This window comes from Mesorhizobium waimense (assembly GCF_003601975.1).
GTDB lineage: Bacteria > Pseudomonadota > Alphaproteobacteria > Rhizobiales > Rhizobiaceae > Mesorhizobium > Mesorhizobium waimense.
In genome coordinates this window covers 1-13,767 of record NZ_QZWZ01000043.1, presented here as the reverse complement: position 1 = coordinate 13,767, position 13,767 = coordinate 1, and the positions used below count along the sequence as shown (strand labels likewise).

The 13,767-nt window shown below is 61.3% G+C and carries 11 protein-coding genes; 4 read left to right on the top strand and 7 right to left on the bottom strand.

Translation table 11 applies throughout. From position 1 onward, the window contains the following. Positions 1 to 84: 84 nt before the first annotated feature. A complete protein-coding gene (locus tag D3227_RS32135) occupies positions 85 to 2,190 on the bottom strand; it encodes a DNA-binding protein (RefSeq protein WP_245451975.1) in 2,106 nt (701 codons plus the stop codon). Between the two features lie 818 nt (positions 2,191 to 3,008). On the opposite strand from D3227_RS32135, the gene D3227_RS32125 reads away from it, so the two are divergent. The 3 genes from D3227_RS32125 (at position 3,009) to D3227_RS32115 (ending at position 6,949) form a co-directional block, all read left to right on the top strand. Then, positions 3,009 to 5,396 carry an FG-GAP repeat domain-containing protein gene (locus D3227_RS32125; protein ID WP_120018205.1) on the top strand — a complete coding sequence of 796 codons (2,388 nt, stop codon included), beginning with the start codon at positions 3,009 to 3,011 and terminating at the stop codon, positions 5,394 to 5,396. A gap of 182 nt (positions 5,397 to 5,578) precedes the next feature. After that, the gene (locus tag D3227_RS32120) at positions 5,579 to 6,304 is read left to right on the top strand and encodes an FkbM family methyltransferase (RefSeq protein ID WP_245451974.1); all 726 of its coding nucleotides are present in this window, start codon (positions 5,579 to 5,581) and stop codon (positions 6,302 to 6,304) included. Between the two features lie 72 nt (positions 6,305 to 6,376). After that, a complete protein-coding gene (locus tag D3227_RS32115; RefSeq protein WP_245451973.1) occupies positions 6,377 to 6,949 on the top strand; it encodes a methyltransferase domain-containing protein in 573 nt (190 codons plus the stop codon). 20 nt (positions 6,950 to 6,969) lie between these two features. Here D3227_RS32115 and D3227_RS43130 read toward each other — a convergent pair whose 3' ends face one another. The 5 genes from D3227_RS43130 to D3227_RS32095 all read right to left on the bottom strand — a co-directional run bounded on the left by D3227_RS43130 (position 6,970) and on the right by D3227_RS32095 (position 11,550). After that, the gene (locus D3227_RS43130) at positions 6,970 to 7,236 is read right to left on the bottom strand and encodes a glycosyltransferase (protein ID WP_245451972.1); all 267 of its coding nucleotides are present in this window, start codon (positions 7,234 to 7,236) and stop codon (positions 6,970 to 6,972) included. A gap of 5 nt (positions 7,237 to 7,241) precedes the next feature. Continuing rightward, entirely contained in the window at positions 7,242 to 7,640 is a 399-nt protein-coding gene (locus D3227_RS44130; RefSeq protein WP_342634028.1) for a glycosyltransferase, read from the bottom strand. Then, on the bottom strand, positions 7,570 to 8,151 hold the full coding sequence (locus D3227_RS43120) for a glycosyltransferase (RefSeq protein WP_245451970.1): 582 nt from the start codon (positions 8,149 to 8,151) through the stop codon (positions 7,570 to 7,572). Before D3227_RS43120 ends, D3227_RS44130 begins: the two co-directional genes overlap by 71 nt. A gap of 131 nt (positions 8,152 to 8,282) precedes the next feature. Then, positions 8,283 to 9,734, bottom strand: coding sequence for a lipopolysaccharide biosynthesis protein (locus tag D3227_RS32105; RefSeq protein ID WP_120018203.1), 1,452 nt, complete (start codon positions 9,732 to 9,734; stop codon positions 8,283 to 8,285). Positions 9,735 to 9,930: 196 nt separating this feature from the next. Then, positions 9,931 to 11,550 (bottom strand): DUF4214 domain-containing protein, encoded by a 1,620-nt coding sequence (locus D3227_RS32095; RefSeq protein ID WP_245451969.1) that lies wholly within the window; start codon positions 11,548 to 11,550, stop codon positions 9,931 to 9,933. Between the two features lie 264 nt (positions 11,551 to 11,814). Between D3227_RS32095 and D3227_RS32090 the strand changes: the two genes are divergently transcribed. Continuing rightward, the gene (locus tag D3227_RS32090; protein WP_120018201.1) at positions 11,815 to 12,933 is read left to right on the top strand and encodes a glycosyltransferase family 4 protein; all 1,119 of its coding nucleotides are present in this window, start codon (positions 11,815 to 11,817) and stop codon (positions 12,931 to 12,933) included. 132 nt (positions 12,934 to 13,065) lie between these two features. On the opposite strand, the gene D3227_RS32085 is transcribed toward D3227_RS32090, so the two are convergent. Further along, positions 13,066 to 13,305, bottom strand: coding sequence for a DUF6894 family protein (locus D3227_RS32085; RefSeq protein WP_120018200.1), 240 nt, complete (start codon positions 13,303 to 13,305; stop codon positions 13,066 to 13,068). Between the last annotated feature and the right edge of the window lie 462 nt (positions 13,306 to 13,767).

Sequence of the window (13,767 nt, the reverse complement as noted above, 5' to 3'; positions counted from 1 at the left end):
GCCTCGTCTGGACCTGAGACAGGTGAACGTTGCGCTCAGGTCGGGACCTGCTGACGAACTCGGCGAGCGTGGAAGAGCCGTTGCCTATCGGCGCGCAGTAAAGGCCGAAAACACTGAGCCCGTATCGGTTCCCCATTCCCAGTTCGTCGCTAACCCAACGCGGGTGATGCGCAGGCGAGGGTCGTCTGGATAGAGGTCCGTCAACGTGCGCTGCATTACCGGCTCACCGTCCACAAAAACAACAAAGCGTTCGCCGTCAAAGACAATGCGAAGCTGGAACGGCCTTCCCCAGGCGATCTTCTTCCATAGCATTGTCCAGACTGCGTCATAGAGTTCCTCGAAATCGTGACGCTTTGTGAACAATGCGATCGAGGCGCCATCGTAGACGTCGTCCAGGTAGGCAGTAAATGTTAGATAATTGGCATCGTCCTGCCAAAATACCAGCCCTGCGCGGCAGTAGTGGCGCTGGCCGCTTGCGCTGCCCGGTGGTGTGATGGTGACTTCCAAATCCGCAAACTCAGAATGGTCCCATGGCAGCGTGTAGAGCGAGCGCCCTGGATCGGGGCTTTCCTTTGTGCCGCGTACGCGCGCGGCTCCCATGCCGTCAACATCAACGAAGCCGACGCCCAAAGTCCGCTCCCAGCTATGTGTGCCTTTGGAGGGGGCACGTCCTGCCAGCCCGCTGGTCACGCCAACGAAGTCATCGGCATACTCCACGCCCTCTCCGAACCGGACCCACGGCGCGTCGAATTGCATCTCGGAGGGCATGCCTACCTCGCGGGGATGCGCCTCGAAGTCACGAAGTCGCATGCCGCCGCCGTTTAGCCAAATGCCAACACATGTTGCGTCTTCAAGAAATTCACTTTCGAACCATCTGTCGAAAAGGCGGTCGCCATCCAGATAGCAGCCGATCTGGCCATGAGCATCGAGGACCTGGAGGGAGTGCGTGGAATTCGGCTTGAGACGACGCTGTTTGTCGCTTGCCACAGCCGTTTCGACACCCTGTTCGACACGCAGAAGATCACAGCCCTCCACTGAGACCTTGAGCAGCCAGAAATTCTCATGATTGCGGGCGCGCCATACGAGACCTGCAGCGGCTGCGGCTTGACCGGTGTCGACGAGCACGTGAACGAGACCGGATGACGCGCCTGGATCAAGAATGGCCATCGCGTGGTCATCGCCAGTCAACGCACCTGCATCCGTCCGATAGACGCGACCGTTCAAGATGCGCCAATTTCCACGCAGCTCCACCGTATCCCCAAGAGTGCCATTTCCGGTCAATGAATCGCCGGCATGCGCGGTGCCAAACGGCCGCGCAAAGTCTTCCAACCGCTGGATCTGGATGGCGTGGACGCGCGTATCAACGCGAAACCCGATCTGGCCGAGGACACATTGATGGACGCCGGCGTAGACCGACGCGTCCCTGTTGAAGGGATCGATGGCGATCGGACGCATCATCGGGACGGCGGCGAGCCCATGGGCTCCCTCCATCGCGGCTGCGTAGTAGACGGCACCCGACTCGCGAAGCGCGATCAGGTAGTGGACCTCTATATTCTTCAGTTGACGGAAGGCGCTGAGGCAACGATCTCCCACGCGCGTCCACAATTCGCCGTTTTCGCCTTCCGCGGCGTGCACAATGAAGCCGCAACCGTCAACCAGCGGATCCTTTGGTGCCTCGCTGCTGAACCAGCCGACCGCCATGTTCTCGTTGTGATTGGGCAGCTTGTACGTTCTGGACGTGCTGCGAATCCACCACAGGAATCGCCGAAGGGTTGCCTTTTTCCGTGGTGCGCGTGCCCAGGCGACCAGCCGCCGCGGCCACGGATCGGTGTTGGGCCCGACCGCCCAGCGATAAAATCGCTTCAGGATATGCTCCGGAATAGGGCTACCCTGCGAGGTGTTGTGCCCGTTCGTGATCGAGACGGCCATCACCAGGCCCGCTTGCCGGCGAAATGGGCCATAGGCGATGCCCTGACGTTGCCAACCTGGCGTGATCAGAGGTTGGAAGCGGAGCGCTCCATGGTCGATCGCGATCTGCCGTTCGACGTCGCGTCCCAACCTGATCGCGCCGCCGGCCGCACAGGTTCCGATGACCGTCCCAGCGGCTAATTCGTCGAAAAAGAAGTCTGCGACCTGAGGCTCCAAGCAGCCTGTCTGAACTGCCGTATCGATCCTCACCGGCACGGTCATCGTAGAGCTAATCCCTTCCAGCTTTGGCTGCACGTTCGTCCCTGACGGTCCTTTATTCTACACAACGACCACCTCGGCCGCGATATCGAGCGCCGCCTTCGGCACCTTGAAGGCCCTGAACGCCCTCGTGCCGTCGTGATTTCAGCTAACATGCGTGATCCGCGTCGAACAACGCCAGCGAACGGATGATCGATACGCACCGATGTGGCACCCAGACACATTTGCACGATGCTCGATAGGCGTATGCGACTCAAGTCTAACTCGCTTTAGGTAGCCGATAGGTCCGCATCGGCCCACCTTTTCTGCGCCGCATCCTGACGACTAGTCGCTTGGTTGCAGTCAAGTTGCGGCCAACAAGATCGCCGCGGGTGCGCAGGTTCGGTTCGTTTTTGTTCACCGATGGGCAGGCAGCACCTCATCCCGGCTTCAGGGTTAACGAGACGTTGCGAGAAGCGCGTGCGGATGCCATCGAGGCGATCCGGTCATCAAAACGTATTACGTTCTTACGGCTTCGTGGGGGGACGACTTCGCGTCACGCTCGTGAGATAACGACGGCGGGTCGTGTCGCTGCTCGGCAAGTGGCGACCGCAAAGTGTGTTCGTGCCATGCGAGGGATCCGCCACCGACCATCGCAGCGTCAATGCGGCCGTCCGTGCGACACTTGGACCGTATCGTCCTTCGTTGGCCATCGGTGCGCATGCTGGGCGATCTGCCGAACATGTCGCGCTCCACCGCACGGCAGACCGTCAGGCCGCAGCGGGATTGGGTGCGCCCTACGCGCCAGCTTCGCATTTTGCAGCAAGGTAGTGGAGACCAGGATGATCGGCACACGCTTGTGGATTTGTCGGGCGGCCAATTCGTCGCGCGGCGGCTGGCCGGCGACGAAATGTTCACACGCTACAAAGTCAATATTCGACGTGTGTTACCGCCTCGTCGCCATCCTTGCGGTCGGCGTCTCCATCGCAAGCTGTGATTCTGCTCGCAGCAGGGACTCCGAAGAAACGCTCAGAACGGGTCTTACGTTTGATCGCCGGGAGGTCGCCGATCATTCCGGGGATGTGAAGCTCGTCGGCGACATCGACGGCGACGGTCAGCTGGATCTGGTTCTCGGCGGATTGCCACAGACCCCGCTGTCGTGGTGGCGTTGGCCCGACCTGCTCCTCACCACCATTGCAACCGCCCGTGTGGAGTTCACGACGGATGGCGTGCTCGTCGACGTCGATGGGGATGGTGATCTCGACATCGTGACGGCCGACGGGCCGGACGGGGTCAATCTCGTCTGGTTCGAGAATCCGCGCCCGAACCGTGATCCGACCGACGGCCCAAGCTGGAAACACCATGAGATTGGGGCGGTCGGCGGCTGGGGCAAAGACATCAAGGCGGCCGATTTCGATGGCGACGGCCTTGCCGACATCGTCGTGCGGGCACCCAGCGAAATCATGATCTTCTTCCAGGACGGAGCCGGCGCCTGGACTCGCGTGGCCTTGCCATCTTTCTATCTAGGCGAGGAGGGGATGGCCCTCGGTGATATCGACGGCGACGGCGCTGTCGATCTGGTCGTGTGCGGACAATGGATGCAGAATCCAGGTGCAGCGACAGCGCGCAATCCTGTCCACTGGCAGAGCCACGACGTTGGCACGTTCAATCCCGCATTCAAGGCGCTCGTCGTCGATCTCGACCAGGACGGCGACGCCGACATTTTGACCTCGAGTTCCGAGCACACGGCCGACGTGGCCTGGTTCCAGGCCGTCGACGGACCCGCGGGACGGTGGACCCGCCACATCATTGAGCCTGCCGTTGCCGGCGCCCATACATTGCAGGCGGCGGACATGGATGGAGACGGCGATGTCGACGTCGTGGTTGGGCAGATGCACACGACCGAGGAACGTGCCCTGTCCATCCACCTCAACGCAGACGGCCGAGGAATGCGCTGGGCGCGACAAGTGATCGACAACGTGGGGCTCCACAACGGGGTCGTCGCCGATGTCGACAGCGATGGCGATTTCGACATCTACGGGGCCAATTGGGCGGGCAATCCGCCCGCTCGGATCTGGATCAATCGCCTCGACCCGCCCGAATCGGTCCGCCGCCTCGACCGCTGGAGCCATCACCAGATCACGCACGCGCATGTCCGTTCCTTTGGCCTCGCATTCGCCGATATGGACGGCGACGGACGGACGGACATTATCTCGGGTCCGTTCTGGTATCGCCAGCCGGCCGACCCTTGGCTAAGTGAATGGGAACAGATCCGGCTCGGCGAGGGAGTGGATGCGATCGCGGCAATCGATGTTGACGGCGACGGACGTACAGAAGTGATCGCCCAGCGCGGCGGAGGCGAGACATTGAGCGTGGTGTGGCTTCAGGCGCAGCAGGCGTCAACGCCCGGCTTCGAGGAGCATGCGATCGACGAGGTTCCCGCCGCCAGCCACGAACTCGGATCCCAGGGCCATGCATTGGCGCAGATCGACAAAGGTGGCCAGCCGGAGCTTGCGGTCTCAAGCGGTGCCGGGGTCTTCTATTTTGCCATCCCCGATGACCCGGCGGCGGGGCCTTGGCCGCGAACCCGCATTTGCGCCGAGGCCTCGGACGAGGGGATCGCTTTCGCCGATATCGACGGCGACGGCCTGCTTGACCTTGCCGCCACTACCGGCAACGCAAAGGAGGTCGCGTGGTGGCGCAATCCGGGAGATGGCTCTGCCGACTGGGAGCGCCACGACGTCGCCAATGTTTCCAACATGGTCTATCCGGACCGGGTGGCGGTCGTCGATCTGGACGGCGACGGACGAACCGACATCATCGTGAGCGAGGAAAACGGGAAGGCCGATCACGCAAAGGCCTATTGGTGGCGCAACCCCGGCGACATCAGGTCAAGCTGGGAGCGGCAGGAAATCACCTCGCGCGGCTCCCTCAACAGCCTTTCGGTGGCCGATATGAATGACGATGGTCAGCCGGACCTCGTCATGGGCGAGCACCGCGGCGCCCTGCGCCTTTCAATCTGGCGCAATCTGGGTGGCGGGCGGTTGGTCGAGCAGCTGGTCGGCGAAGGTTTCGAGAATCATCTCGGTGCCCGCACGGTTGACCTCGACCGCGACGGCGACCGCGAGATCGTCTCGATCGGGTGGGATGCTCCCGAGGCGATCCATGTCTGGCGCAACGATGACACCGTTCCATCGGACCGAGAGGCCGGGCAGGTACCCCCAAGATGAGATCTGGTCCCACAATCGGAGTAGCGATCAGCCGGAGGAAGTAGGAGGCGGCCAACCGTTGTCGGGGTCGATCCCGGGCGCACAATCTGTCACCTTCGCGGCGAGCGGCACGGGCTGGCCCGCGTCCCGAGGCGTCGCAGAATGGGGACGAGCGCGTGAGATTGACGGCAAAGTTCCTCGGCGTGTTCGGTGGCGCGCGCGTCATAGCCAAGGGAGAGGCTGCCGGTCTCAAGCTCGTGGCGAAGAGCGCCGACCCGAACTTTGTTCGCGGCACCTACGAGCCGCCCATCCAACAGGCGATCGCGGCAAACCTGGCGCCTGGGGACGCCTTTTTCGACATCGGCGCGAATATCGGTTTCTTCTGCCTCATCGCCGCGCGCCGCGTCGGGCCGCGCGGTCAAGTCTATGCGTTCGAACCTGTCCCACGCAACGCCGCCGCTGTCGCAGAAAGTGCGCGGCTCAGTGGGTTCGACACGATACGGGTGTTCGCCGAAGCCGCGGGCGCGAAAACCGGCCGTGGCCAGCTTCTGCTCGCCCATCACATCGGCGGCGCCGCGCTTGCCTCGGCGGGAGCACCGCCGGACATGAGTGGCCGCCTGGAAGTCAGCATAGTCGCTATCGACGATGCCATCGCCCACCGGGGCCTCAGGCCGCCCTCGCTGGTCAAGATCGACGTGGAAGGCGCCGAAATCGACGTGCTGGGCGGTATGACGGAAACGCTGCGGAGGCACCGTCCGAAGGTGATTTATGAGGTCGACGATGCAACGCGCGAGGGGCTCGACCGCAAGGCCCGAAAGATCGCGGAACTCCTGACTGCTGCAGGCTACGCATTGAAACCGCTGCCAGCCTCCTATGGCGATGGGGAATGGCGGGTCGAGCACGTCTTGGCGCAGCCGGTGGGCGCTTAAGAACTAGATTTGCGCCACGGAAGGAATCTCATGCAAGGCACTGCGAGCGTGATCAAACGGACAAGAAACGCGGTGCGCGACTTCCTCCGGGCGCGTGCGCCCGGGCTGGCGCGCCATGTCAGCACATTTCATCTGACCGATGACCGCAAGCTCCTGGAAGCGGTCATCTTCACGCAGTTGCGCGACGATCCAGCGGTGAAGCGCATCCTGTTCGTCGGCTGTGAGTGGTATACCAAGCCTTATGAGTCCCGGTTCCGATCCAAGGAATACTGGACGCTCGAAATCGATCCGGGCAAGCGCCGCTACGGGGCGGCGCGACATGTTGTCGATGCCTTGAAGAACCTCGCACAGCATGCACCTCCCGACTACTTCGATGCGATCGTGTGCAATGGCGTCTTCATGAAGACCGCGATCGAAACGAGCGAGGAGGCGGAACCCTCTTTCAGCGCTTGCGTGCATTGTCTCCGTCCCGGCGGCTGGTTCATCCTCGGTTGGAACGATACGGACGATCTGCGTCCCTACCCACCCTCCGAAAGCCCCGTGCTTGCAGCCTTGACGCGCACACGGTTTCCGCCGCTCGGGACAAGCGAGCATCCGACTGACACGAGCATTCGGCACACCTATACATTTTATCGCAAGCCCTAGCTGACCGATCCGAGCTTGCGCTAGCCGCCGCGGATGGAATCGGGCTGTGAAACGGCCACGGCCGATCGTGATCGCCGTGCCGACAGGGCCTGTTCGTGGAGGTCACGGGTGATGCTGGCGACGCGTTCCCACGAATAGAGCTCCGCGACCCGCTGGGCGCCCCGTCGGCCGATTTCATTGCTCGACTCGGGGTTGGCGACAAGGCGGGTGATCGCGTCCGAAAGTGCGGCCGGATCATTCTTTTCGACAAGCAAGCCGCCACCGGTCGCCTCCACAATCCCCGGCATGCCACCTACACGCGTGGCGACGACAGGCGTCCCGGTCGCAAGTGCCTCCACCAGGCTCTCATGCCGAAGGATTCGCTAAGTGACGGATTGACGAGGAGCGAGGCCCCGGCACAGCGCTCGATGACCTTTTCATAGGGTTCCATGCCGGTGAAGGTGACCGTGTGGGCGAGCCGCGGCGGGATCATTTCGCGCAGAGCCATCTCGTAAGAACCCCTGAAAGCGCTTCCCCCTGGATAGAACCGTGAAAGACCCAAGACCTCCGGATCCCGGCTCAGGTCGATCAGGAGGTCCAGCGGCAGTGCCGCGGACGGACCAACGATCTCAAGTCGGGCCTCAGGGTGAGCGGCGACAACTTCCGGCCAGGCCTCGAGAAGGGTATGAACACCCCTTCTCCGGAGAGGCACGGCCGTCGAACAGCACTTTTGCCGGCATGCGCCGCGCCGCAACACCAAGCCGATCCACTGGCGCACCGTTCGGCAGGACCGCAAAAGGCATCCGCGTGCTTCCGAAGCGTTCGCGCGCAGTCGCAACGACATGTTGCGAACAGCCGGCCACGAGATCCGATGCGGCGACGTCGCGCGCCATGACATCAGGATCGAGTTGCGCCAGCCAGTCGCAGTGCATGTGCAGCAGGATCGCCGCGTCGGGGACGGCACGCCGAATAGCCGGCGCATAATGCGGAAAGTTCTGGAGATGAACGACGTCAGGCGCCAGGCGGCGGAGCTTTCGCAGCGCCTGAGCGAGGAAGTCGAACGCATAGAAGCTTTGCGCAAAGAGCGGAGCGCCTGGCCAGGCGCGGCTCCACATGCGGGACGCTCTCCCCCACACACGCGCCGGCGCGCAGGTGAGGAGTTCGATCCGCACGCCATCGATCTCGAGCCGCTTGGGGCTTCCGCGCGGGCGACGCGCGATCACGGTCGTCTCGCAGTCCGCAGGCCAGACGGCGTGACACTTCATATGTCCAGATGCCGACCGAGTTCTGGTCGGGCGGAAGGACCATGTCGAAGTGTTGTGAGATAAAAGCGACCTTCATGAGTTGGGTACCTTCATGCAGGCCGACGCAGCCTGAGAAGCATGTCGCGTGCGTTGAGAAGGTCGGGACGCACAAGCACGATGACTGCGGCGACATACACGGCGGCGCCGACGATGATCCCGCCTGCGATGAGGAAACCTTGCGGCGTGGATTCCGGTGCCACGACCAGCCAAGCGGTGACAACGGCGAACATGAGCAGGCCCGCCACCGCCAGCCGCGGGAGTATTGTGAGCGGCTTCAGTACGTCGATATGGGCGATGTGGTGAACGAGGAAGAGAAAGACCGGCAGGAGCAGGACGTTGCAGGCCAGAAGAGCTGCCATCGTTGTCTCGAGGTCGACCTGCACGGCAGCGGTGAGGAGGATCACGGCCAGGACGGTGTAGGATATGTTTAGCTTGAGGATCAGGCCGGAATGACCGAGCGCGAGGAGGGTGAGTGCACAGATGCTGTCGATCGTGCGTTGCAGACCAAGGAGCATCAGGATTTGAACGGCGACGACACCGCTCACCCATTGCGGGCCGAAGATGAAAGGGACTGCGACGGGAGCGATCGCGGCAAACCCCAGAAATGCCGGGAAGCCAGCAATCGCTGCCACGCGTATGCTTGAGTTGAAGAAAGCATCGATCTTCGCCGGCTCGCTCTGCACTCGAGCGACCGCTGGCATCGTCACCGCCGTAAGCGGACCCAGAAATGCCTCAGTCAAAAGGTCCAGCGGCCGGCGGGCCAGGGCGTACACACCTACCGCATAGGGTCCGAGGAAGCTGCCGAGTATGACCTTCGGCATTTCCTCATTGACGAAAGTCCACAGGGATTGGCCGATGAGAGGACCTGCGAAGCCGAACAGCTCGCGACAGCGCGCGTGGGAATATCTGAGACGCGGCCGCCATGCGCTTGCGAGTAGAATAACGGCGGTTTCCACAGCCGCCTTGGCGACCTGCATCCACACCAGGCTCCACATGCCGTGGCCGGCGATTGCCATGCTGATTCCGATCGTTCCGCCGACGACTGTTCCGGCGAGCGTTCGCAGAGCGAACAGTCGAAAATGAAGCTGGCGCTTGAGGATCGCCGCTGGCACCGCCGCAAGGGCCTGGAGCACAATGACGACGCTGGTCCAGCGGACGAGGTCCTTCAGAACGGGTTCGCCGAATGCCGCGGCGACTACACCGGCAAAGGCCCACACGAGCACACTGAGCACCGAGCCGGAGACGGCAAGGAGCCAAAAGGCTGAGTCGAAATGAATGGACTCGATATTCGGACGCTGGATGAGTGCTTCGGGGATTCCGCGCGTCACCGGAACGGCGACAATGGTCGGCATGACCATGGCGAGCGCTGCCAGACCAAATGCCTCCGGGCTCAGGTGGCGGGCGAGAATGACAAAGACGGCAAACAACGCCAAATGGCGGCCCCAGGTCTCGACTGCGACCCAAGCTGCCCCGTTGATAATCTCTCTGCCGGTCGCCTTCATTATCGCTCTCTTTTGCCGTCGACGGCCAAACGGAGTATGCGCCCAGTCGCCAGCGCTGCGAGCCGCAATGCCCCGGATCCCAATTTCTGGGGTTGGCGAGCCAGCGCCACAAACGCGCCGAACATGGCGACCTGCCGGACCCACGTCTCGGCAGCTGCCCAAAAAGCACCACTGACTATTTGTTTGCCGAAGACGTTCATTGAACTGCCTGCTGAGGATCGCTGGAAAACAGCATGGTGTGTCTGGAGCGAAACTCATACGAGTGGATCAGTTCCGCCATGATCTGTTCGCCACTCGTCTCCCCACTGTTCAGTCTCGAGACATAGACGGAAAGCCCGTTGTTATCTGGATCTCGTCCCAGCAGGAGCCGATAGAGAATGGTCACGTATTCCACATTTTCAGGCTCAGCCGGCAGATTGTCAGTCCTGAATTCGACCGAGTGCAAAATCTGCATCAGTGTCGGAACGATGGATGGATCCTTCTTCATCGCGACGACCGAGTTCCACTGCTCGATCGGTGACGGCAAGCGATGCAGGATCAGACAATATGCATATGCAATCTGGTTGGCGTGGTTGAAGACCGACTTATCAAACGCATCAAGCGAACAGGGGCGACCTGTGTCGGCGGCGGCAAGGGAGGGCGCCGACGTCTGGTCCGGAAGCGGCGGGCTCGTCGTCGAAACTGTCGGCGAAACGGAATCTGCATTGCCGTCCGCAATGACTTTCTTTACGGCGTCGTATGCCGGCTTTTGCCCACTTGGGGCCCAGAGCCCGTCGTCGCGCTTTTTCAGGCGGACGAGACCCATGAAGGCTTCATAACTTGGCGCCCAGTAGGGCTCGTCGAGGAGTTCGTAGATAAAGGCAGCCTGCACTCCGTAGGGAGATTGATATTTGCGCAGGAGCATCATGGTCTGGAGCAAACCTTCGGCCTGCTGCTTTTCCCCTTTTTGGCTGCCGCCGCTGTAGTTAAACTCGGTCAGCCAGATGGGTTTGCCAAACGTCGCAAGGAATTTGAATGCCTCCTCTGGGTCACCCTCATAAAGATGCCAGACTGAAATATCCCATCTGACACCGTCCCGCTGCATGCGGGTGAACGCGGCGCGATGACCCCAGCCCGCCGTTCCCATGGCTTTCCTTATGGTCGGATCAACTGCGATGGTCGCATCCGACAGACCTCGCAGCACTGCGCTCACCTTCGCCCAGCGCGGGCTGAAATAGTCGGATGTCTCTATGCCGCCGGCCGGTCCCCAGGAGCAGTTGTATTGTGCTCCGTCGTCCTGGATCTCGCACGGCAGCAGGATGGCATAGTTCTCCATCTCATTGCCAAGTTCCCAAACGCGGATGTCGTCCCTGAAACGGGATACAAGCGTCGATGCAAGACGATAGGCTTGCGCATAGAGTTCATCGACAGTCCCATGGTCGAGGTCCAGTTCGGGCGTAATCACCGGCAGGATCTGGACACCGCGTGCCTTGCCCGCCTTGATCAGTTCGGCAAGTTTGGAGGCGCTGTCGACACTGGAGATGTTGACGCGATAAGACTTCATGCCGAGATCGTGGATGTAGTCGATTTGCTGTTCGATGGATATGCCGGGATAGGCGTTGAAGGGGTGACCATTTACACCCCAGAGCAAATCCGCTGCGGATGGACCGGTCAGGCACAGCAGGCATGCCAGGCACATCCAGAGGCGTCTCGTCGCCACCGCGGCCCAGCCAACGGCTCTCAATCGCGATGGCACGGTCGACCGCAGCATCAGCGAAAACTTGCCCGTCTTTCGCCAGGTATCATACGGCTTCACTCCATTTGCCAGCTCTGCCACGCATCCATCCGAGCGAGCCAATTGGGGACCTACCGCGGTGCCGGACGCATTCTACCATTGCCGCGCCCGGTGGAACCCCACACATTGGGCGTAGCTGTCGGAGTTCGGCCACGCCATTCGGATGAGAGCAGCAAGGGGGCCTTCCGGGCAGGGCTGCCAGTTACGTCGCAAGGTCAGGATGACCGGGCCATTATCGTCATCCAAAGTCGCGGAAACTGCGACATGGCGCTGGCGCCGCGACCATTGCGCACAACGTGGTTCGTGATGATGCGACATTGGACGATCAACGGCCGTTTTCTTGCGCAGCCTGCTACAGGCGTTCAACGATATGCGCGCGAGATCATTTTGGCGCTGGATCGCTTGATCGTGGGGCAGGCTCCCATGACGCGGGATCTGGCCGTCGAGCTGCTGGTTCCGCCAGGAACGCCCGACACACTGGATCTGGCAGCAATCCGTGTCCGGACCGTTGGGAGCTTCGGTGGACACGCGTGGGAGCAGGCAGTGCTTCCGGCCTATTTTCGCGGCGGTCTGCTCAGTCTCTGCAATACGGGTCCTCTGACCGTGCGTAGGCAAATTTTGTGCATTCACGATGTCAATACGCGAGTGTGCCCCGAAAGCTATTCACTCCCATTTCGACTTCTCTACCGCACCCTAGTGCCCGCCTTGGGCAGGACAGCGCTCAAGATTGCGACGGTGTCGCAATATTCTGCGGGCGAGCTCACGCGTTATGGCGTTTGCCCGGCGGCAAAGATTGAAGTTGTCAGTAACGGGCATGAGCATGCGCTTGGCTGGAAGCCTTGCCATTCGCAACAAACTCTGGCGGTGGCGGGGCCCAGGACGATTGTCGTTTTCGGAAGTTCCATCCCGCATAAGAATGTTGGCTTGATCGTCGGCATGCATGAGCGACTTGCCTCGGCCGGTCTGCAGGTTGTCGTTGTGGGAGCACCGCCGTCTCGTGCCTTCAGCAACAGTGGCACCAGGGCGTCCCCAAATGTCATCTGGCTCGGTAGAAGAACCGACGCTGAACTCGCGGCACTTCTCCGCGATAGCCTGTGCCTGGCGTTCCCCTCATTGGTCGAGGGTTTCGGTTTGCCGCCACTCGAAGCCATGGCGCTCGGATGTCCAGTGGTAATGTCGGACCGCGCGAGCCTGCCGGAAATCGGCGGCGATGCGGTTCTCTATGCATCGCCCTGCGATGCGAACGCTTGGTTTGAGTGTTTCATGCGGCTGCTCCGCCAGCCTGGGCTCAGAGCCGACTTGATTGCGCGGGGGCGCGAAAGGACGGCTCGATACCAATGGGCTGCGTCGGCTCAACGGTATTTGGATTTGATGGCCAGCGTGGACGAAATTTCCGAAACTGCTCGAATTGCGACCGCAGCCTGAGGAGAGCAAGCGCTGTTGGTGTGAGCCAGCACTTACGATACTGTTTCCGTGGTCCCCACAGAGGCGCAGGTGGGGATGACGCAATTTTGCTGCGCGAGAAGCTGAGATGAGGCGAATATCAGCGGCGGTAGCTCAGCCGGCAAGGGTCGTGATGGCGCAGTTAATCTTTGCTTCCATCACCGGACGACGAGTTTCGTCGCAAATCTGGACGGCCAACTTCTTCCCAAACCCCTCGTGCCATTCGTCTTGGGCAATGGCCACCAGCATCCTTATGGCATCGGCCTGAGCCTCCCGGACACCAACGTATTCCGTGCCGACGGTGTCCATGGAGCGGAGATTGTCATCGTGGATATCGAAATAGAAAAGCGGCATTGAATCGCCAGGCTCGAAGAGCCAGTCCCCCGTTTATCGCTTATTATGTGTCTGTTTCCTAAGGGGCACCGTCGCGAATCGCAAGTGGCTGCTGCAACGGAACTGTGCAGAAACTTGACATCATTTCGATCATACACGTAGGGATTGTTATTGGTTGGCTACTGGTTGTGCGTAAGTCAGGTTTGAAGAGTGACCATCTGGCGCCTGCTGCCTGCCCGTCCGGAATTGACCGGCCGGCTTGAGAACCTCGAAAGGATTTCGCACGCTCTGGCTTTACGAAATGTAAGATTCAGATAGGTTTCATTTTCGCTGAGCAACGGCCCCGATAAATCGGACCGTCTGGAGTTCTGCTGTCTTGCCCCCAAAAATCGTCGGCGACGCCCGGCCCAACAGCTTCGAATTCGAAACCGACGCGCTGATCAAGGCGTCCGGCTTTCGCGAATATGACGCGCGCTGGTGGTT